Source organism: Pseudomonas sp. DE0157 (genome assembly GCF_007678615.1).
Classification (GTDB): domain Bacteria; phylum Pseudomonadota; class Gammaproteobacteria; order Pseudomonadales; family Pseudomonadaceae; genus Aquipseudomonas; species Aquipseudomonas parafulva_B.
In genome coordinates this window covers 50,145-69,421 of the sequence record NZ_VEJN01000011.1, presented here as the reverse complement: position 1 = coordinate 69,421, position 19,277 = coordinate 50,145, and the positions used below count along the sequence as shown (strand labels likewise).

Here is a 19,277-nt window from a genome sequence, read left to right as displayed (position 1 = left end):
CATGCAGTTCGGTCTGGATTTCAATCTGGTCGAAGACCTGGTCGCCGGCGTCGACGAAGTGGGCCGCGGCCCCCTGTGTGGTGACGTGGTGACGGCTGCCGTGATCCTCGACCCGGCACGCCCAATCCTTGGGCTCAACGACTCGAAGAAGCTAACCCAGGCGCGCCGCGAAGCCTTGTTCGACGAAATTTGCGACAAGGCCCTGAGCTTTTTCATTGCCCGCGCCGCGGTCGAGGAAATCGATCGCCTCAACATCCTGCATGCCACCATGTTGGCCATGCAGCGCGCGGTGGAAGGTTTGCACATCACCCCGAACATGGCCTTGATCGACGGCAATCGCTGCCCGCAGCTGTCGGTGCCATCGGCGTCGGTGGTGCAGGGGGACGCCAAAGTGCCTGCGATCGCGGCGGCTTCGATCCTGGCCAAGGTGACGCGTGATCGCGAGATGGGCGCCTTCGAGCTGATCTACCCCGGCTACGGCATAGGTGCGCACAAAGGCTACCCGACGCCGGTGCACCTGGAGGCGCTGGCACGGCTCGGGCCCACACCCATTCATCGTCGATCGTTTGCGCCCGTGCGTGCCGCCTGGGGTGTGCGTGAGGCTGTGACCGCCTCGCTGATCTGATACCCGCCATTGCGCACCCAAGGGGCTCAGGCCCTGCGGGGCCGGGCTGGGCGGCTTACCCTGGCACATGCTCAGGTAGCCCTGCCGTCGCGCGGCGGCAACCGGCGCCCAAATACCCTGCCCAATTGAGCTACAATCGCGCCCTTGTCGTTTAGCACTGCTACAGGATCATTCATGTCGGTTTCCTTCGTTCACCTGCGCGTCCACTCCGAATTCTCGCTGGTCGACGGTCTGGTCCGGATCAAACCGCTGGCCAAGGCGCTGGCCGGGATGAACATGCCTGCGGTGGCGATCACTGACCAGAGCAACATGTGCTCACTGGTCAAGTTCTACAAGGCGGCCATGGGGGCGGGCATCAAGCCGATCTGTGGTGCCGACCTGTGGCTGGCCGGCGAAGATGCACAGGCGCCGCTGTCGCGCATCTGCTTCCTGGCCATGAACCCCCAGGGCTACCGTAACCTGACCGAGCTGCTCTCCCGGGGCTGGACCGAGGGCCAGCGCAATGGCCTGGTCATCATCCAGCGCGACTGGATTGCAGCGGCCAGTGAAGGTCTGATCGCGCTGTCGGCGGGCAAGGAAGGCGACATCGGCATGGCGTTGCTGGGGGGGCGCAGCGAGGAGGCGCAAGCGCTGCTGGAGGACTGGATGACCATGTTCCCCGAGCGCTTTTATGTCGAAGTCCAGCGCACCAGTCGCCCCAGGGATGAAGAGTATGTGCATGCCGCCGTGGCCCTGGCCGATCGGCTGGGTGCGCCGCTGGTGGCCACCAACGATGTGCGTTTCATCAAGCAGACCGATTTCGACGCCCACGAGACCCGGGTGTGCATCGGTGAAGGCTGGACACTGGACGATCCGCGTCGCCCGCGCCTGTACAGCGACCAGCAATACCTGAAGTCGGCCGAAGAAATGGCCGAGCTGTTCAGCGACCTGCCGGACGCCCTGGCCAACACCGTCGAAATCGCCAAGCGCTGCAATATCCAGGTGCAACTGGGCAAGTACTTCCTGCCCGACTTCCCGACGCCCAATGGCATGGGGATCGATGATTACCTGCGGCACGTGTCCCACGAAGGGCTGGAAGAACGCCTGGCGGTGCTGTGGCCGAAAGAGACCACGCCCGACTACGAGCAAAAGCGCCAGGTGTACCTGGACCGCCTCAAGTTCGAGCTGGATATCATCATCCAGATGGGTTTCCCCGGCTACTTCCTGATCGTGATGGACTTCATCAAGTGGGCCAAGAACAATGACGTACCGGTGGGGCCTGGCCGGGGGTCGGGTGCAGGTTCGCTGGTGGCCTATGTGCTCAAGATCACCGACCTCGACCCACTGGCCTACGACCTGCTGTTCGAGCGCTTCCTGAACCCTGAACGGGTGTCCATGCCCGACTTCGACGTCGACTTCTGCATGGACGGTCGGGACCGGGTGATCGACTACGTGGCAGAGGCCTATGGGCGTAATGCCGTGAGCCAGATCATCACCTTCGGCACCATGGCGGCCAAGGCCGTGGTGCGCGACGTGGCGCGCGTGCAAGGCAAGTCCTACGGCCTGGCCGATCGTCTGTCGAAGATGATTCCGTTCGAAGTGGGCATGACCCTGGAGAAGGCCTACGAGCAGGAAGAAGTTCTGCGCGATTTTCTCAAGGGTGACGAAGACGCTCGTGAAATCTGGGACATGGCCCTGAAGCTCGAAGGCGTCACGCGCGGTACCGGCAAACACGCCGGTGGCGTGGTCATCGCGCCGACCAAGCTCACCGATTTCTCGCCCATCGCCTGCGACGAAGAGGGCGGCGGCCTGATCACCCAGTTCGACAAGGACGACGTGGAGGCGGCGGGCCTTGTGAAGTTCGACTTCCTCGGCCTGCGCACCCTGACCATCATCAAGTGGGCGATGGAGATCATCAACCGTGAGCAGGCCAAGAAAGACCTGCCCGACCTGAACATCGACTTCATCCCGCTCGATGATCGCAAGACCTACGAGCTGTTGCAGAAGGCCGAAACCACGGCGGTGTTCCAGCTCGAGTCGCGCGGCATGAAAGAGCTGATCAAGAAGCTCAAGCCCGACTGCCTCGAAGACCTCATCGCCTTGGTGGCATTGTTCCGTCCCGGCCCGCTGCAGTCGGGCATGGTGGACGACTTCATCAACCGCAAGCACGGCCGTGCCGAGCTGGCCTACCCGCATCCGGACTATCAGTACGAAGGCTTGCAGCCGGTGCTGGCGCCGACCTACGGCATCATCCTGTATCAGGAACAGGTGATGCAGATTGCCCAGGTCATGGCCGGGTACACCCTGGGCGGCGCCGACATGCTGCGCCGGGCGATGGGCAAGAAAAAGCCCGAGGAAATGGCCAAGCAGCGCGGCGGCTTCATCGAAGGCTGTGCCAACAATGGAATCGATGAAGATCTTGCAGGTAACATCTTCGACCTGGTAGAGAAGTTCGCAGGCTACGGCTTTAACAAATCTCACTCGGCGGCCTATGGCCTGGTGTCCTATCAGACGGCCTGGCTCAAGACCCACCACCCGGCACCGTTCATGGCGGCGGTGCTGTCGGCGGACATGCACAACACCGACAAGGTGGTGGTGCTGGTCGAGGAAGTGCGCACCATGAAGTTGCGTCTGGATGCGCCAGATGTGAACTTCTCGGACTTCAAGTTCACCGTCAACGACGATGGCCGCATCGTCTATGGCCTTGGCGCGATCAAGGGCGTGGGTGAGGGGCCTGTGGAGGCGATCGTCGAGGCCCGTGCCGAAGGCGGCCCGTTCAAGGACCTGTATGACTTCTGCGAGCGCATCGACCTCAAGCGCGTCAACAAGCGCACCCTCGATGCACTGGTGCGCAGTGGCGCGCTGGACCGGCTCGGCCCGCACTTTCACGACGAGATCAAGGCCTACCACGCCCACATCGACATCAACCGGGCCATCCTGCTGGCCGCACTGGGCGATGCCATCAAGGCGGCCGAACAGACGGCCCGCACGGCCGACAGCGGTCACATCGACCTGTTCGGCGGCATGTTCGACGAACCGGACGCTGACGTGTATGCCAGTTACCGCAAGGCGCGGCCACTGACACTCAAGGAACGGCTCAAGGGCGAGAAGGACACGCTGGGCCTTTACCTCACCGGCCACCCGATCGATGAATACGAGGCTGAAATCCGCCGCTTCGCGCGCCAGCGCATCATTGACCTCAAGCCGTCGCGCGAAACCCAGACCATTGCCGGCATGATCATCGCCCTGCGGGTCATGAAGAACAAAAAGGGCGACAAGATGGGGTTCGTCACCCTGGATGACAGGTCTGGACGTATCGAGGCCTCGCTGTTTGCCGATGCCTACATCACGGCCCAATCACTGCTGCAGAACGATGCGATGGTGGTGGTCGAAGGGGAGGTCAGCAACGACGATTTCTCAGGCGGCCTGCGGCTGCGGGTCAAGCAGGTGATGACCTTGGAGGATGCCCGCACAAAGCTGGCCGAGAGCCTGCGCCTGAAGGTCGCCCACGAGGCGCTCAAGGGCGATCGCCTCAAGTGGCTGGGTGAGCTGATCACCCGTCACCGCGGCGCCTGCCCGATCACGCTGGAATACACCGGCAGCGATGCCAAGGCCATGCTGCAATTTGGCGACCAGTGGGCCATCGATCCCGCAGACGGGCTGATTCAGACCCTGCGTGACCAGTTCGGACGTGAGAACGTCTTTTTGCAATACCGTTGAGCCGCTCAACATTTAATCTCGACCTGAAGGCGCCTGATCCCTTAAGGTATGGCGCCAAACGGATCAACCGGCCGGCCGCCTGGCCGTAGACCCAAGACGGATGACTATGAACCCGAACTTTCTCGACTTCGAACAGCCGATTGCCGACCTGCAAGCCAAGATCGAAGGCCTGCGCCTGGTAGGCAACGACAATTCGCTGAACATCAGCGATGAAATTGCCCGTCTGCAAGACAAGAGCAATACCCTGACCGAAAGCATTTTCGGCAACCTGACCAGCTGGCAGATCGCTCGCCTGGCACGTCACCCGCGTCGTCCCTACACCCTGGACTACCTGCAGCACATCTTCACCGAATTCGAAGAACTGCACGGCGACCGCCACTTCTCCGACGATGCCGCCATCGTTGGCGGTACCGCACGCCTGGACGGCAAGCCAGTCATGGTCATCGGGCACCAGAAGGGCCGCGAAGTGCGGGAAAAGGTTCGCCGCAACTTCGGCATGCCGCGCCCCGAGGGCTACCGCAAGGCGTGCCGCCTGATGGAAATGGCCGAGCGTTTCCGCATGCCGATCCTGACCTTCATCGACACGCCGGGTGCCTATCCAGGCATCGATGCCGAGGAACGTAACCAGAGCGAGGCCATCGCCTGGAACCTGCGCGTGATGGCGCGCCTGAAGACGCCCATCATCGCCACGGTGATCGGTGAAGGCGGGTCGGGCGGCGCGCTGGCCATCGGCGTGTGCGACCAGCTGAACATGCTGCAGTACTCCACCTACTCGGTCATTTCGCCCGAAGGCTGCGCTTCGATCCTGTGGAAGACGGCCGACAAGGCTGCCGATGCCGCCGAGGCCATGGGCATCACGGCTGAGCGCCTCAAGAGCCTGGACATCGTTGACAAGGTCATCCCGGAGCCACTGGGTGGCGCTCACCGTGATCCTGCCGCCATGTCCGAAAGCATCCGCGCCGAGCTGGTGGAGCAGCTGGACATGCTCAGCGGCTTGGACCACGACGCACTGTTGGCGCGCCGCTACGACCGCCTGATGAGCTACGGCGTCTGATCGCCCTTGGGGCCGCCTGTCGGCCCCTCGGGTGAGCCTGTATCCCAGGCTCACTCACATCCGTCACCCAGGTTGATCGAGGCCTCGATGATTGATCTCGCCCCTTGGCTATGCGCCCGTACGTGGTACGTCGCCCTCTCAGGCGGCCTCGATTCCACCGTCCTGCTGCACTGGCTCGCCGCCTACGCCCGTAGCCATCCTGCACCGCCGCTGCGCGCGATTCACATCCATCATGGCCTGCAACCCGCCGCGCAGGCGTGGCCTGCCCATTGCCAGCGTGTGTGCGATGACCTGGGCGTCGAGCTGCAGGTCATCGAGGTCGACGTCGCCCCAGGCCCGAGCCTGGAGCAGGCTGCCCGTCAGGCCCGTTACGCTGCGTTCGAGCGGGTATTGGCGGCAGGTGACATGCTGTTCACCGGCCAGCACCGCGACGATCAGGCTGAAACGCTGCTGTTTCGCCTGCTGCGGGGCGCGGGGTTGCGTGGCCTGGCGGCGATGCCGAGGGAGCGGGCGCTAGGGCAGGGCAGGCTGGTCAGGCCGTTGCTTGGTTGTTCCCGGCAACAGTTGCAAGGCTATGCCCAGGCGCATGCGTTGGGCTGGGTCGAGGACCCTTCGAATGCCGATACACGGTTTGCCCGCAACTATCTGCGCAGGGAGGTCTTGCCATCCCTTGTGCAGCGCTGGCCGCAAGCCGGGCAGAACCTGGCCCGCGCCGCCGAACACCTGGGCGAAGCCCTGAGCCTGCTGGACGAGCTGGCCGAAAACGACCTGGCGCCCGTACGCCAGGGTGCTCCTGCTGCTTGGCCTGGACTCGATTCGCTGGACCTGGCCGGCCTGCTCGCGCTTTCACCTGCCCGCCAGCGCAATGCGTTGCAGTATTGGCTCAGCCACCGAACCCGGTTGCCCGACGCGCGCCACTGGGCCGGCTGGGCGGACCTGCGCAACGCCGCGGTCGATGCCTGTCCCGTGTGGCAACTGGCCGATGGCCAACTGGTCCGCAGCCAGGGGCGCATCTGGTGGCTGAGCGGCGACTGGTTGCAAACGCCCTGTAAGGCCATGGAGTGGGAAAACGCCGATCAGCTGTTGGCCTTACCTGGCAACGGCAGCGTGCGACTTGTTGGCGCAGGCGCGCTGACGGGCCTGCGTATCGGCTACCGTCAGGGCGGGGAGTGGCTGGACATCCCAGGGCGCGGGCGACGTGATCTCAAGCGCTTGCTCAATGAACTGCACGTGCCGCATTTTCTGCGCCTGCGCCTGCCGCTGCTCTACCAAGGCGAGCGGCTGCTGGCGGTGGCCAACCTGCCCGGTCTGGCCCAGGGCGATTACTGCCTGCACTGGCAGTTGCCGACCAGCGCGCAAGGTTTGAGCTAGTGGGTACATTCGGGTAGACTACCCTCCCTTCTTGATACAGCTTCTGTGGGTTCCGCGAAAACACAGGAGTTGCCGATTACCAAGCAGTTTTTTGCTGGGCTGATTCTTAGAAATGACGAGCGAGCGCCCTGCCAGGGTTACCCCTGGTCTGTACACACGCGGCAGTTTTTCGAGATGCACTGTGATTGACGCAGGTGATCGGGGGCGTTTGCCCTCCTTCGCTATCTCCGGCGGCGCTGGCCGCTTTAACGCAGACTTCTAGGGTTTTTCATGACGCGCTACATATTCGTCACGGGCGGTGTTGTTTCTTCATTGGGGAAAGGCATTGCCTCGGCTTCCCTGGCGGCCATCCTGGAGGCGCGGGGCCTGAAGGTCACCATGCTCAAGCTGGATCCGTACATCAACGTCGACCCAGGCACCATGAGCCCGTTCCAGCACGGTGAAGTATTCGTCACCCAGGACGGCGCCGAGACCGACCTGGACCTGGGCCACTATGAGCGGTTCATCCGCACCACCATGACCCAGAACAATAACTTCACCACCGGCCGCGTCTACGAGCACGTGCTGCGCAAGGAACGCCGTGGTGACTACCTGGGCGCGACCATCCAGGTCATCCCGCACATCACCGATGAAATCAAGCGCCGCATCATCAAGGGTGCAGGCGATGCCGACGTGGCCCTGGTCGAGATCGGCGGCACCGTGGGTGACATCGAGTCCCAGCCGTTCCTCGAAGCCATTCGCCAGCTGCGCGTGGAAGTAGGCTCCAAGCGCGCGATGCTGATGCACCTGACGCTGGTGCCTTACATCGCCACCGCCGGTGAAACCAAGACCAAGCCGACCCAGCACTCGGTCAAGGAGCTGCGCTCCATCGGCCTGCAGCCTGACGTGCTGATCTGCCGCTCCGATCATCCTGTCGATGCATCCTCGCGCCGCAAGATCGCCTTGTTCACCAACGTTGAAGAGCGCGCGGTGATTTCGCTGGAAGACGTCGACACCATCTACAAGATTCCAGGTGTCTTGCATGCCCAGGGCCTGGACGACTTCGTCGTCGAGCGTTTCGGCCTGCAGTGCACGGGTGCCGACCTGTCCGAGTGGGACAAGGTGGTCGACGCCAAGCTCAACCCGGAGCATGAAGTCACCATCGCCATGGTCGGCAAGTACATGGAGCTGCTCGATGCGTACAAGTCGCTGATCGAAGCGATGAGCCACGCGGGCATTACCAACCGCACCAAGGTCAACCTGCGCTACATCGATTCCGAAGACATCGAGAACCAGGGCACCAGCCTGCTCGAAGGCGCCGATGCCATCCTGGTCCCCGGTGGTTTCGGTCTGCGCGGTGTCGAAGGCAAGATCACGGCGGTGCAATACGCCCGTGAGAACAAGGTGCCGTACCTGGGTATCTGCCTGGGCATGCAAGTGGCCGTCATCGAGTTCGCCCGTAACGTGATGGGCTGGAGTGACGCCAACTCCACCGAGTTTGATCGCGACAGCGGCCACCCGGTCGTCGGCCTGATCACCGAGTGGGCAGATGCCACCGGCGCGGTCGAAACCCGCAGCGAGGCGTCCGACCTGGGCGGCACCATGCGCCTGGGTGCTCAGGACTGCCAGCTGGCTGCAGGTTCCAACGTGCATGCGTGCTATGGCAAGGACATCATCACCGAGCGCCACCGTCACCGCTACGAAGTGAACAACAACCTGCTGCCGCAACTGGTGGACGCGGGCCTGGTGGTTTCCGGTCGTTCCGAAGACGGCGCCCTGGTCGAGGTGGTGGAGTCCAAGGACCACCCCTGGTTTGTCGCCTGCCAGTTCCACCCGGAGTTCACCTCCACCCCACGCGATGGCCACCCGCTGTTCAGTGGCTTCGTCAAGGCGGCGCTCGCCCAGAAGAACAAGGCCTGATCCATGCCCCAGAAGATCATCCGCGTCGGTCACATCGATATCGCCAACGACAAGCCATTCGTCCTGTTCGGTGGCATGAACGTTCTGGAGTCCCGCGACCTGGCCATGAAGGTGTGCGAAGAGTACGTGCGGGTTACCGAAAAGCTCGGTATCCCGTATGTGTTCAAGGCCAGCTTCGACAAGGCCAACCGGTCCTCGGTCACCTCCTACCGCGGCCCTGGTATGGAAGAAGGCCTGAAGATCTTCGAGGAGATCAAGCGTACCTTCAACGTGCCGGTGATCACCGATGTGCACGAGCCTTACCAGGCCGAGCCGGTAGCCAAGGTCTGCGACATCATCCAGTTGCCGGCTTTCCTGTCGCGCCAGACCGACCTGGTGGTGGCGATGGCCAGGACCGGTGCGGTGATCAATATCAAGAAGGCCCAGTTCCTCGCACCCCAGGAGATGAAACACATCCTGACCAAGTGCGAAGAAGCCGGTAATGACCAATTGATCCTGTGCGAGCGTGGTTCGAGCTTCGGTTACAACAACCTGGTCGTGGACATGCTCGGCTTCGGTGTCATGAAGCAGTTCGAATACCCGGTGTTCTTCGACGTGACCCATGCCCTGCAGATGCCGGGTGGACGTGCCGACTCCGCTGGCGGGCGCCGCGCTCAGGTGACCGACCTGGCCAAGGCTGGCATGAGCCAGGGGCTGGCAGGGCTGTTCCTCGAAGCTCACCCCGATCCGGACAACGCCAAGTGCGACGGCCCGTGTGCCCTGCGCCTGGACAAGCTGGAGCCATTCCTGGCTCAGCTCAAGCAACTGGATGACCTGGTGAAAAGTTTTCCGACGGTAGAAACCGCGTAAAGCACTTTTCTCGGGTAAAGTACCGTCCGATTCACCCCTGACCACTCGGTCAGGGGCTCCCTTCGCCGGGCCTGCCACAGCATCCTCGTCCGGTGAACGGCAAGAATTTTCTAAGCTGCGTTGTTTTCGTCAATTCTGGAGTGCTTACAACAATGGCAAAAATCGTCGACATCAAAGGTCGTGAAGTTCTCGATTCGCGTGGCAACCCCACCGTGGAAGCCGATGTACTGCTCGACAACGGCATCATCGGCAGCGCGTGCGCGCCGTCCGGTGCTTCCACCGGCTCGCGCGAAGCGCTGGAGCTGCGTGATGGCGACAAGAGCCGTTACCTGGGCAAGGGTGTGCTGAAGGCTGTCGCCAACATCAATGGCCCGATCCGCGACCTGCTGCTGGGCAAGGACCCTTCCGACCAGAAGGCCCTGGACCACGCCATGATCGAGCTGGACGGTACCGAGAACAAGGCCAAGCTGGGCGCCAACGCGATCCTGGCCGTGTCCCTGGCGGCTGCCAAAGCGGCTGCCCAGGATCAGGACCTGCCCCTGTACGCCCACATTGCCAACCTCAACGGCACTCCAGGCCAGTACTCGATGCCGGTACCGATGATGAATATCATCAACGGTGGCGAGCATGCCGACAACAACGTCGATATTCAGGAGTTCATGGTCCAGCCGGTGGGTGCCAAGACCTTCTCCGACGGCCTGCGCATGGGGACCGAGATCTTCCATCACCTCAAGGCCGTGCTCAAGGCCCGTGGCCTGAACACTGCTGTCGGTGACGAAGGCGGCTTCGCCCCTAACCTGGCCTCCAACGAAGACGCTCTGGGCGCCATCGCTGAGGCCGTCGAGAAAGCCGGCTACAAACTGGGCACCGACGTGACCCTGGCCCTGGACTGCGCCGCCTCCGAGTTCTATGAAGACGGCAAGTACAACCTGTCCGGCGAAGGCAAATCGTTCGACGCCGAAGGCTTTGCCGACTACCTCAAGGGCCTGACCGAGCGCTTCCCGATCATTTCGATCGAAGATGGCCTGGACGAGTCCGACTGGGCTGGCTGGAAAATCCTCACCGACAAGATCGGCGAGAAGGTGCAACTGGTCGGTGACGACCTGTTCGTGACCAACACCAAGATCCTCAAGGAAGGCATCGAGAAGGGCATCGGTAACTCGATCCTGATCAAGTTCAATCAGATCGGCTCGCTGACCGAGACCCTGGAAGCCATCCAGATGGCCAAGGCCGCCGGTTACACGGCCGTGATCTCCCACCGCTCGGGTGAAACCGAAGATTCCACCATCGCCGACCTGGCCGTGGGTACTGCGGCCGGTCAGATCAAGACGGGCTCGCTGTGCCGCTCCGACCGCGTGTCCAAGTACAACCAATTGCTGCGCATCGAAGAGCAACTGGGTGCCAAGGCGGTTTACCGTGGCCGTACCGAGTTTCGCGGCTAAGCAAGAGATGGTAAAAAGACAGCAGCCGGAGCTGTAGGAACGTTCGTACCGTAACTTCCTACGTTCCATCGGGTTTCTGTCTGAGAAGCCTGGCCTAGGCCAGGCTTCGTGCTATCTGAGACCCTGAACCAACAGGGTCTTTCAACCTGGATATCTTGATGCGCAGTCCTTATTGGTTGTTCCTGGTCCTGCTTCTGCTGCTGGGCGGCCTGCAATACCGTTTGTGGGTAGGCAATGGCAGCCTGGCGCAGGTGGCCGAGCTCAAGCAGCAGATTGACGAGCAGCATGCCGAGAACGAGCGGCTGCTGGAGCGTAACCGTGTGCTCGACGCCGAAGTGCTGGAGTTGAAAAAAGGCATGGAAACCGTCGAAGAGCGTGCCCGCCACGAGCTGGGCATGGTCAAGGAAGGCGAAACCCTCTTTCAGTTGCCCCAGAAATGAGTGAACGCTTGCCGGCCTTCTGGGCCGTGATTCCTGCAGCGGGTGTGGGCGCTCGCATGGCTGCCGATCGTCCCAAGCAATACCTGGAGCTGGCAGGGCAGACCATCATCGAGCACAGCCTGGCGTGTTTTCTCGACCACCCCTCCCTCAAGGGGGTCGTGGTCAGCATCGCTGAACACGACCCGTACTGGCCCGGCCTTCGGTGCGCCAGCGACCCGCGCATCCGCCGGGCTGCCGGAGGGCGCGAGCGTGCTGATTCGGTGCTCAATGCCTTGCTGCTGTTGCATGCCCAGGGCGCGGAAGATGATGACTGGGTGTTGGTGCACGACGCGGCGCGGCCCAACCTGGCACGCAGTGACTTGGACAAGCTGCTGGCTGAATTGGCAGATGATCCGGTGGGCGGCCTGTTGGCCGTACCTGCCCGTGACACGCTCAAAAGGGCCGACGGCCACGGGCGCGTCAGCGCCACGGTTGACCGCAGCACCATTTGGCAGGCCTATACACCGCAGATGTTCCGTTTGGGGGCGCTGCATCGGGCACTGGCCGAATGCCTGGTGTCGGATGTGGTGGTGACCGATGAGGCTTCGGCCATCGAATGGTCCGGTCAATCGCCACGGCTGATCGAGGGCCGCAGTGACAACCTCAAGGTTACGCGCCCTGAAGACCTGGAGTGGCTGCGCCAGCGCTGGAGTGGAAGACGTTGACCTGGGCCGTTCACCTCGTCAGTGATTGAATCAGGCTGCCAGCGCCCGCCTTTGTGGCTGAGCGCCGGTCATGCCCGATACTCCGGCAGACCTGCCAGGCCCTCTTTCAGATAGTCCACCAGGCGCCGCACTTTGGGCGACAGGTGCCGCTGCTGCGGGTACAAGGCCCACACCGCCGTATTGGGAGGTTGGTGGGCTTGCAGCAGCGGGACCAAAGCACCGCTGTGCAGGTGTTCGAGCACGTAGTAATCCGGCAGTTGGCACAAGCCGATGCCCTGAAGCGCCGCGTCCAGCACCGCCTGGCCGCTGTTGCACCGCCAGTTGCCCTGAACGCGCTGGCTGATTTCACGCCCCTCCATTTGCAACGCCCACACATCCGAACTGCCTATCAGGCAGTTGTGCCTGGCCAGTTCCGACAGGCTGTGCGGCCTGCCGTAGCGCGCCAGGTAGCCTGGCGAGGCGCACACGTACATGCGCCGGGGTGCCAGGCGCGTCGCGATCAGGCGCGAGTCGGCCAGGCGACCGAGGCGGATGGCCAGGTCCATGCCTTCGTGCAGCAGGTCCAGGGTCTGGTTGCTCAGTTCGACGTCCACCCTCAACTGCGGGTACAACGCCATGAAACGGGTGACCAAGGGCACGATGAAGCGCTCGCCATAGGCCACGGCGCACGTCATGCGCAGCAGCCCCTTGGGCTCGCTGGCCAGATCGCCCATCGCCCGCAGCGCTTCCTCGCGTCCGTCCTGCAAGCGCTGGCAGTGCTGCAGAAACGTCTGGCCGGCCTCGCTGAGCGTGACTTTTCGTGTGCTGCGATACAGTAAGCGCGTCTGTACGCGTTCTTCCAAGCGCGCTATCTGCCGGCTTACATGGGAAGAGGACACGCCCAGCCGTTGCGCTGCCGCCGTGAACTGCCCCAATTCGGCCACGGCAACGAATTCATCGATGCCCTCCCAGCGGCTATTCATGATTATCCCTGCACGGCAATAATGTTTTGTCTTTCACCGGATTATTCAACAATTGCGGGTGAAATACACTGTCTGCCGATTTCATTCACGTATCTGGAGACCCTGCGATGATCAAATCCCGCGCTGCCGTAGCTTTCGAAGCCAAGAAACCCTTGGAAATTGTCGAAGTCGATGTGGCCATGCCCAAGGCGGGCGAGGTGTTGCTGCGCGTGGTCGCCAGCGGCGTGTGCCACACCGATGCATATACCTTGTCCGGTGCTGACCCGGAAGGCATCTTCCCGTCGATCCTCGGCCACGAAGGCGGCGCCATCGTCGAAGCCGTGGGCGAGGGCGTGACCTCGGTGGCGGTGGGTGACCATGTGATTCCGCTGTATACCCCTGAGTGTGGCAAGTGCAAATTCTGCCTGTCCGGCAAGACCAACCTGTGCCAGGCCATCCGCGCCACCCAGGGCAAGGGCCTGATGCCCGACGGCACCACGCGTTTCTCCTACAAGGGTCAGCAGTTGTTCCACTACATGGGCACCTCGACCTTCTCCGAATACACCGTGTTGCCGGAAATTTCGGTGGCCAAGATCCAGAAAGAGGCGCCTTTGGAGAAGGTCTGCCTGCTGGGCTGCGGCGTGACCACGGGTATTGGCGCAGTGCTGAACACCGCCAAGGTACAACCGGGTGATACTGTCGCCGTCTTCGGGCTGGGCGGCATTGGCCTCTCGGCCATCATCGGTGCGGTCAAGGCCAAGGCCTCGCGCATCATCGCCATCGACATCAACCCGGCCAAGTTCGAAATCGCTCGCCAACTGGGCGCTACCGATTGCATCAACCCCAAGGAGTACGATCGCCCGATCCAGGAAGTGATCGTCGACCTGACCGACGGCGGCGTGGACTTCTCCTTCGAGTGCATCGGCAACGTGCAACTGATGCGTGCCGCCTTGGAGTGCTGCCACAAGGGCTGGGGCGAGTCGGTGATCATCGGTGTCGCCGGCGCCGGTCAGGAAATCGCCACCCGGCCGTTCCAATTGGTCACCGGGCGCGTCTGGCGCGGTTCGGCCTTCGGCGGCGTGCGTGGCCGCAGCGAATTGCCGAGCTACGTGGAAATGTCCGAGAAGGGCGAGATTCCGCTGGATACCTTCATCACCCACACCATGGGCCTGGAGGACATCAACAAGGCCTTCGACCTGATGCACGAAGGCAAGAGCATTCGCAGCGTCATCCACTTCTGAGGCTTGCCATGACCCTGGACAACATCTCCTGCCAGAAGAGCTTCGGCGGCTGGCACAAGCGTTACCGCCACACCTCCAAGGTGCTGGGTTGCGACATGGTCTTCGCCGTCTACCTGCCACCTCAGGCCGAGCAGGGCGAGAAGCTGCCGGTGCTGTACTGGCTTAGCGGCTTGACCTGCAACGACGAAAACTTCATGCAGAAGGCCGGCGCCCAGCGCCTGGCCGCCGAGCTGGGGCTGATCATCGTGGCGCCCGACACCAGCCCTCGCGGCGAGCAGGTACCCGGGGATCCTGACGGTGCCTGGGACTTTGGTCTGGGTGCTGGCTTCTACCTCAACGCCACGCAGCAACCCTGGGCCCAGCACTACCGTATGCATGATTATGTGGTGCAGGAACTGCCAGCCCTGATCGAGGCGCATTTCCCCGCCTCGGGCGAGCGCAGCATCAGTGGGCACTCCATGGGCGGGCACGGCGCCCTGGTCTGCGCATTGCGCAACCCCGGCCGCTATCGCTCGGTGTCGGCGTTTTCGCCGATCTGCAACCCGATGGATTGCCCTTGGGGCGAAAAAGCCTTCAGCCGCTACCTGGGTGAAGAGCGCGCCCGTTGGCGTGAGTGGGATGCCAGCGTGTTGCTGGCCGAAACCCCGTCGGGGCAGTGCCCCCCGTTGCTGGTGGACCAAGGCGATCGCGACGACTTCCTCGAAAAGCAGCTCAAGCCTGAGGCCCTGGAGCAAGCGGCGCGCAAAGGCGGTCATGAGCTGACCCTGCGCCTGCAGCCTGGCTACGATCACAGCTACTACTTCATCGCCAGCTTCATTGAGGAGCACCTGCGCCACCACGCGGTAGCCCTGGGACGGGTGTAGCCGTAGGGCAGCCAGCCGGCGACGTTCGCCGGCTCTGCACCTTGGCGTGGCAAATGCAGGTAGAATCACGCCCTGACTCATTCAGGGCGTTTTCTTATGCGTATTGGCCACGGCTACGATGTGCACCGGTTCTGCGACGGTGATTTCATTACCCTGGGCGGGGTGCGTATCCCCCACAAGTTCGGCCTGCTGGCCCATTCCGATGGTGACGTGCTGCTGCATGCCCTGAGCGATGCATTGCTCGGCGCCGCCGCACTGGGTGATATCGGCAAGCACTTCCCCGACACCGATCCGCAATTCAAGGGCGCCGACAGCCGCGTGCTGCTGCGTCATGTGCTGGATGTCGTTCGGGCCAAGGGCTGGCAAGTGGGCAACGTCGACGCCACCATCATTGCCCAGGCGCCGAAGATGGCACCCCACATCGAGGTCATGCGCCAGCGCATCGCCGACGACCTCGCGGTGGGCCTCGACCAAGTCAACGTCAAGGCCACGACGACCGAGAAGCTGGGCTTCGCCGGGCGTGAGGAGGGGATCGCCGTGCACGCGGTTGCCCTGTTGCTGCCGGCATGACCGAACTGGATCTGTTGGGCCCAAGGGCATCGGGGCAAGCCCTGGGCACGGCTGTGCTCAAGGCCGTTGCCGAAGATTTTCAGGTCGACGAAGTGCTTGATATCCCGCTGTCTGGCCAAGGCGAGCACCTGTGGCTATGGGTGGAAAAGCGTGAGCTCAATACCGAGGAAGCGGCCCGCCGCCTGGCCAGGGCCGCCGGCGTGCCTGCGCGCGCCATCAGCTACGCCGGGCTCAAGGACCGTCAGGCCTTGACCCGCCAGTGGTTCAGCCTGCATTTGCCGGGCAAGGCCGACCCAGACCTGTCGCGGGCCGAGGATGCCAATCTGCGCGTGCTCAAGCAGATGCGCCACCAGCGTAAATTGCAGCGCGGCGCGCATTCGTCCAACGGCTTCACGCTGCGCCTGACCCAACTGGCAGCCGATCATCAGGCTGTCGATGCGCGCCTGGCCCAGCTCAAGGCGAACGGTGTGCCCAATTACTTCGGTACCCAGCGCTTCGGGCATGCCGGCGGCAACGTGCATGACGCCCTGGGTTGGGCCGAGCGCCAGGCCTTGCCTGAGCAACGTAACGTTCGCTCGCGCCTGCTTTCAGCCGGTCGCAGCTACCTGTTCAACCAGGTGCTGGCCGCACGGGTAAACGATGGCAGCTGGACCCGTGCGCAAGTGGGCGATCTGCTGGCGTTCACCAACAGCCGCAGTTTTTTCCCTGCTGCTGAGGCCGAATGCGCCGATCCTCGCCTGGCTGTTCTCGACCTGCACCCTACAGGCCCTCTGTGGGGCGAGGGTGATTCGCCAGCCGGCGGTCGAACCGGGGCGTTGGAGAATTCGATCGGGGCCGCCCAGCCCGCGCTGTGCCAGTGGTTGGCAAAGGCGGGCATGGATCACGAACGGCGTATTCTGCGGCTCCCTATTACTGGCCTTACGTGGCATTATCCCGAGCCTGATATCCTGCAACTGGAATTCGTCCTTCCGGCCGGATGCTTCGCCACCGTCGTGGTGCGCGAGGTGGTGGATCTGGTGTCGGCAGGGCAGACGGACAGCCCATGCGTATTCTGATTTCGAACGACGACGGTGTGACCGCACCAGGCATCGCCGCGCTGCACGCTGCGCTTGCCGATTACGCGCAGTGCACGGTCATTGCACCTGACCAAGACAAGAGCGGCGCCGGCAGCTCACTGACGTTGGATCGGCCGCTGCACCCGCAGACGCTGGCCAACGGCTTCATAAGCCTCAATGGTACGCCGACCGACTGCGTGCACCTGGGGCTGAACGGTCTGTTGCCGTACACCCCGGACATGGTCGTGTCGGGCATCAACCTGGGGGCCAACCTGGGCGATGACGTGCTGTACTCGGGTACGGTGGCCGCAGCGCTGGAGGGGCGCTTCCTGGGCGGTACGTCGCTCGCGTTCTCGCTGCTTTCGCGCCAACCGGACAACCTGCCGGCCGCGGCTCATATCGCCCGTCGTCTGGTCGAGGCCCAGTCGCGCCTGGCGCTGCCGCCGCGTACCGTCCTCAATGTCAACATACCCAACCTGCCGCTCGAGCGCATTCGTGGCATCCAGCTGACGCGACTCGGTCATCGCGCGCGGGCTGCGGCACCCACCAAGGTGGTCAACCCGCGTGGCAAGGAAGGCTACTGGATCGCAGTTGCCGGTGATGCCGAGGACGGCGGGCCGGGTACTGACTTCCATGCGGTGATGCAAGGCTATGTTTCCATCACCCCATTGCAGCTTGACCGAACCTTCAACGACGCCTTCGAGCAGCTCGATGGCTGGCTGGAGGGCTTGCTTTGATGCGTGAGGACGATATGTTGCGTCGGGGCATCGGCATGACGTCCCAACGCACCCGCGAGCGCCTGATCCAGCGGCTGTGCGAGGAGGGCGTGTCCAGCCCCCAGGTGCTCGATGTGATTCGCCGCACGCCACGCCACCTGTTCGTGGACGAGGCACTGGCCCATCGGGCCTATGAAGATACCGCGCTGCCCATCGGCCACAACCAGACCATTTCGCAACCGTTCATGGTGGCGCACATGAGCGAATTGCTGCTGGAGGCGGGCCCGCTGGATAAGGTGCTGGAGATCGGCACGGGCTCGGGCTACCAGACCGCCGTGCTGGCGCAATTGGTCGAGCGGGTATTCTCGGTCGAGCGCATCAAGGTTCTGCAGGACCGGGCCAAGGAACGCCTGGTGGAGCTGAACCTGCGCAACGTGGTGTTTCGTTGGGGCGATGGTTGTGAAGGGTGGCCGGCACTGGCCCCCTACAATGGCATCATCGTCACCGCCGTTGCGCCGGAAGTGCCCCAGGCGCTGCTCGATCAACTGGCGCCGGGTGGGCGGATGGTGATTCCAGTAGGATCACCTGGTGAGGTGCAGCAGTTGATGCTCATCGTACGAGAAGAACACGGGTTCTCACGCCGCGTACTCGGAGCGGTACGCTTCGTGCCCCTGCTCAATGGGCCGGTGGCCTGATTCATCGGGGCATCGACGGGCTATTTTTGCACCTGCGTCGAATTCTTGCAGGATCGACCTGTCTATCTGGCGGTGCACACACGTTGCGCGAGTGTGTTGCAGCCGCCTGCCAAGACCGGCGAGCTTCGTTATAATTGCAACAATATTGCATTCTTGTCTTGAAACGTTTTCGGCACCATGAGGGGAGCGCGGGTGGGTCACACAGTCTTTCGGCAGCGCAAGGACAGCTCGGGTCTCAGGCTCTTGGTGCTGGTACTGGCCATGGGCACACTGCTGGTGGGGTGTTCGAGCTCTGGCAGCAACAGTGCGCGTGTCGTCGACCGCAACAGCAGCGCGCCCAAACGGCCGACCGTGACCTCCGGTCAGTATGTGGTCAAGCCAGGCGACACGCTGTTCTCCATCGCGTTTCGCTACGGTTGGGACTACAAGGAGCTCGCGGCACGCAACGGTATCGCCCCGCCGTATACCATTCGCCCTGGCCAGCCGATTCGCTTCAGCAGCGGGGCCTCGGGCAGCACCACCGTGGTGGCCAGCCCGTCCTCGTCCAGCCGGACCACGGTAACCCGCCGTCCTGTAGGTGCCACGGCATCTACCCCTGCCACGACCACCAAGACCGTTACCACATCCAGCTCGGCGAGCACGCCAGTGGTCGCTACCGTGCCTGCGGCCGAGCGTGCGGCCGGTGGCTGGACCTGGCCAGCGAACGGGGTTTTGATCGGCAAATTTGCTTCAAACGGTAGTTTGAATAAAGGCATTGATATCGCCGGTGATTTGGGACAGCCTGTTTTTGCTGCGGCCAGTGGATCAGTGGTGTACGCCGGGAGTGGTTTGAGGGGCTACGGCGAGCTGATCATCATCAAGCACAGCGATACCTATGTCAGTGCCTACGGCCACAACCGCAGGCTCTTGGTACGGGAGGGGCAGCAGGTCAAGGCAGGGCAGTCGATTGCTGAAATGGGGTCTACAGGCACAGATCGGGTGAAGTTGCATTTCGAAATTCGCCGCCAGGGCAAACCCGTCGATCCTCTGCAGTTCCTGCCACGCCGTTGATTGTTGTTTCCAGTCTGTTCCGCTGACATGGAGGGGACAGGCTCAAGCGCTGCCAGGGAGACA

Annotated in this window: 17 protein-coding genes; 16 read left to right on the top strand and 1 reads right to left on the bottom strand. The window is 62.8% G+C overall.

The genetic code is table 11. The features are described 5' to 3' along the window. Position 1: 1 nt before the first annotated feature. The 9 genes from rnhB (at position 2) to ispD (ending at position 12,083) form a co-directional block, all read left to right on the top strand. Positions 2 to 625, top strand: coding sequence for a ribonuclease HII (gene rnhB / locus FS777_RS14895; RefSeq protein ID WP_058639515.1), 624 nt, complete (start codon positions 2 to 4; stop codon positions 623 to 625). 174 nt (positions 626 to 799) lie between these two features. Continuing rightward, positions 800 to 4,324: a DNA polymerase III subunit alpha gene (gene dnaE / locus FS777_RS14890; protein ID WP_145256184.1), complete on the top strand. Its 3,525-nt coding sequence runs from the start codon at positions 800 to 802 to the stop codon at positions 4,322 to 4,324. A gap of 106 nt (positions 4,325 to 4,430) precedes the next feature. Next, on the top strand, positions 4,431 to 5,378 hold the full coding sequence (locus FS777_RS14885; protein WP_058605311.1) for an acetyl-CoA carboxylase carboxyltransferase subunit alpha: 948 nt from the start codon (positions 4,431 to 4,433) through the stop codon (positions 5,376 to 5,378). 87 nt (positions 5,379 to 5,465) lie between these two features. Continuing rightward, positions 5,466 to 6,749, top strand: a complete 1,284-nt coding sequence (gene tilS / locus FS777_RS14880) for a tRNA lysidine(34) synthetase TilS (RefSeq protein WP_145256181.1) — start codon at positions 5,466 to 5,468, stop codon at positions 6,747 to 6,749. Positions 6,750 to 7,019: 270 nt separating this feature from the next. Continuing rightward, on the top strand, positions 7,020 to 8,648 hold the full coding sequence (locus FS777_RS14875; protein ID WP_058605313.1) for a CTP synthase: 1,629 nt from the start codon (positions 7,020 to 7,022) through the stop codon (positions 8,646 to 8,648). A 3-nt stretch (positions 8,649 to 8,651) separates the two neighbouring features. Further along, entirely contained in the window at positions 8,652 to 9,497 is an 846-nt protein-coding gene (kdsA, locus tag FS777_RS14870; protein ID WP_058639512.1) for a 3-deoxy-8-phosphooctulonate synthase, read from the top strand. Between the two features lie 152 nt (positions 9,498 to 9,649). Next, positions 9,650 to 10,939 carry a phosphopyruvate hydratase gene (gene eno, locus FS777_RS14865; protein ID WP_058605315.1) on the top strand — a complete coding sequence of 430 codons (1,290 nt, stop codon included), beginning with the start codon at positions 9,650 to 9,652 and terminating at the stop codon, positions 10,937 to 10,939. Positions 10,940 to 11,097: 158 nt separating this feature from the next. Then, positions 11,098 to 11,379 (top strand): cell division protein FtsB, encoded by a 282-nt coding sequence (ftsB, locus tag FS777_RS14860; RefSeq protein ID WP_023534037.1) that lies wholly within the window; start codon positions 11,098 to 11,100, stop codon positions 11,377 to 11,379. Continuing rightward, on the top strand, positions 11,376 to 12,083 hold the full coding sequence (ispD, locus tag FS777_RS14855; protein ID WP_058639511.1) for a 2-C-methyl-D-erythritol 4-phosphate cytidylyltransferase: 708 nt from the start codon (positions 11,376 to 11,378) through the stop codon (positions 12,081 to 12,083). Before ftsB ends, ispD begins: the two co-directional genes overlap by 4 nt. Before the next feature lie 68 nt (positions 12,084 to 12,151). On the opposite strand, the gene FS777_RS14850 is transcribed toward ispD, so the two are convergent. After that, positions 12,152 to 13,045, bottom strand: a complete 894-nt coding sequence (locus tag FS777_RS14850; protein ID WP_145256178.1) for a LysR substrate-binding domain-containing protein — start codon at positions 13,043 to 13,045, stop codon at positions 12,152 to 12,154. A 107-nt stretch (positions 13,046 to 13,152) separates the two neighbouring features. Here FS777_RS14850 and FS777_RS14845 point away from each other — a divergent pair, with 107 nt between their 5' ends. The 7 genes from FS777_RS14845 to FS777_RS14815 all read left to right on the top strand — a co-directional run bounded on the left by FS777_RS14845 (position 13,153) and on the right by FS777_RS14815 (position 19,214). Next, positions 13,153 to 14,265, top strand: a complete 1,113-nt coding sequence (locus FS777_RS14845) for an S-(hydroxymethyl)glutathione dehydrogenase/class III alcohol dehydrogenase (RefSeq protein ID WP_023534027.1) — start codon at positions 13,153 to 13,155, stop codon at positions 14,263 to 14,265. Between the two features lie 8 nt (positions 14,266 to 14,273). After that, positions 14,274 to 15,128, top strand: a complete 855-nt coding sequence (fghA, locus tag FS777_RS14840; protein ID WP_058639509.1) for an S-formylglutathione hydrolase — start codon at positions 14,274 to 14,276, stop codon at positions 15,126 to 15,128. 96 nt (positions 15,129 to 15,224) lie between these two features. Then, entirely contained in the window at positions 15,225 to 15,698 is a 474-nt protein-coding gene (gene ispF / locus FS777_RS14835; RefSeq protein WP_058605320.1) for a 2-C-methyl-D-erythritol 2,4-cyclodiphosphate synthase, read from the top strand. Continuing rightward, positions 15,695 to 16,753, top strand: coding sequence for a tRNA pseudouridine(13) synthase TruD (gene truD, locus FS777_RS14830; RefSeq protein WP_058639508.1), 1,059 nt, complete (start codon positions 15,695 to 15,697; stop codon positions 16,751 to 16,753). The genes ispF and truD overlap by 4 nt, the downstream gene beginning before the upstream one ends. After that, positions 16,741 to 17,490: a 5'/3'-nucleotidase SurE gene (gene surE, locus FS777_RS14825; RefSeq protein ID WP_058605322.1), complete on the top strand. Its 750-nt coding sequence runs from the start codon at positions 16,741 to 16,743 to the stop codon at positions 17,488 to 17,490. The genes truD and surE overlap by 13 nt, the downstream gene beginning before the upstream one ends. A gap of 35 nt (positions 17,491 to 17,525) precedes the next feature. Then, complete coding sequence (locus FS777_RS14820) at positions 17,526 to 18,164, top strand: protein-L-isoaspartate(D-aspartate) O-methyltransferase (RefSeq protein WP_167339267.1); 639 nt, start codon at positions 17,526 to 17,528, stop codon at positions 18,162 to 18,164. A gap of 192 nt (positions 18,165 to 18,356) precedes the next feature. Beyond that, positions 18,357 to 19,214, top strand: coding sequence for a peptidoglycan DD-metalloendopeptidase family protein (locus tag FS777_RS14815; protein WP_027913895.1), 858 nt, complete (start codon positions 18,357 to 18,359; stop codon positions 19,212 to 19,214). Positions 19,215 to 19,277 lie beyond the last annotated feature (63 nt).

Coding starts and splice junctions, on each gene's coding strand:
- dnaE (WP_145256184.1), top strand. CDS start 800: ATGTCGGTTTCCTTCGTTCACCTGCGCGTCCACTCCGAATTCTCGCTG.
- truD (WP_058639508.1), top strand. CDS start 15,695: ATGACCGAACTGGATCTGTTGGGCCCAAGGGCATCGGGGCAAGCCCTG.
- eno (WP_058605315.1), top strand. CDS start 9,650: ATGGCAAAAATCGTCGACATCAAAGGTCGTGAAGTTCTCGATTCGCGT.
- ispD (WP_058639511.1), top strand. CDS start 11,376: ATGAGTGAACGCTTGCCGGCCTTCTGGGCCGTGATTCCTGCAGCGGGT.
- ftsB (WP_023534037.1), top strand. CDS start 11,098: ATGCGCAGTCCTTATTGGTTGTTCCTGGTCCTGCTTCTGCTGCTGGGC.
- kdsA (WP_058639512.1), top strand. CDS start 8,652: ATGCCCCAGAAGATCATCCGCGTCGGTCACATCGATATCGCCAACGAC.
- rnhB (WP_058639515.1), top strand. CDS start 2: ATGCAGTTCGGTCTGGATTTCAATCTGGTCGAAGACCTGGTCGCCGGC.
- tilS (WP_145256181.1), top strand. CDS start 5,466: ATGATTGATCTCGCCCCTTGGCTATGCGCCCGTACGTGGTACGTCGCC.
- FS777_RS14820 (WP_167339267.1), top strand. CDS start 17,526: ATGACGTCCCAACGCACCCGCGAGCGCCTGATCCAGCGGCTGTGCGAG.
- FS777_RS14885 (WP_058605311.1), top strand. CDS start 4,431: ATGAACCCGAACTTTCTCGACTTCGAACAGCCGATTGCCGACCTGCAA.
- fghA (WP_058639509.1), top strand. CDS start 14,274: ATGACCCTGGACAACATCTCCTGCCAGAAGAGCTTCGGCGGCTGGCAC.
- surE (WP_058605322.1), top strand. CDS start 16,741: ATGCGTATTCTGATTTCGAACGACGACGGTGTGACCGCACCAGGCATC.
- ispF (WP_058605320.1), top strand. CDS start 15,225: ATGCGTATTGGCCACGGCTACGATGTGCACCGGTTCTGCGACGGTGAT.
- FS777_RS14850 (WP_145256178.1), bottom strand. CDS start 13,045: ATGAATAGCCGCTGGGAGGGCATCGATGAATTCGTTGCCGTGGCCGAA.
- FS777_RS14875 (WP_058605313.1), top strand. CDS start 7,020: ATGACGCGCTACATATTCGTCACGGGCGGTGTTGTTTCTTCATTGGGG.
- FS777_RS14845 (WP_023534027.1), top strand. CDS start 13,153: ATGATCAAATCCCGCGCTGCCGTAGCTTTCGAAGCCAAGAAACCCTTG.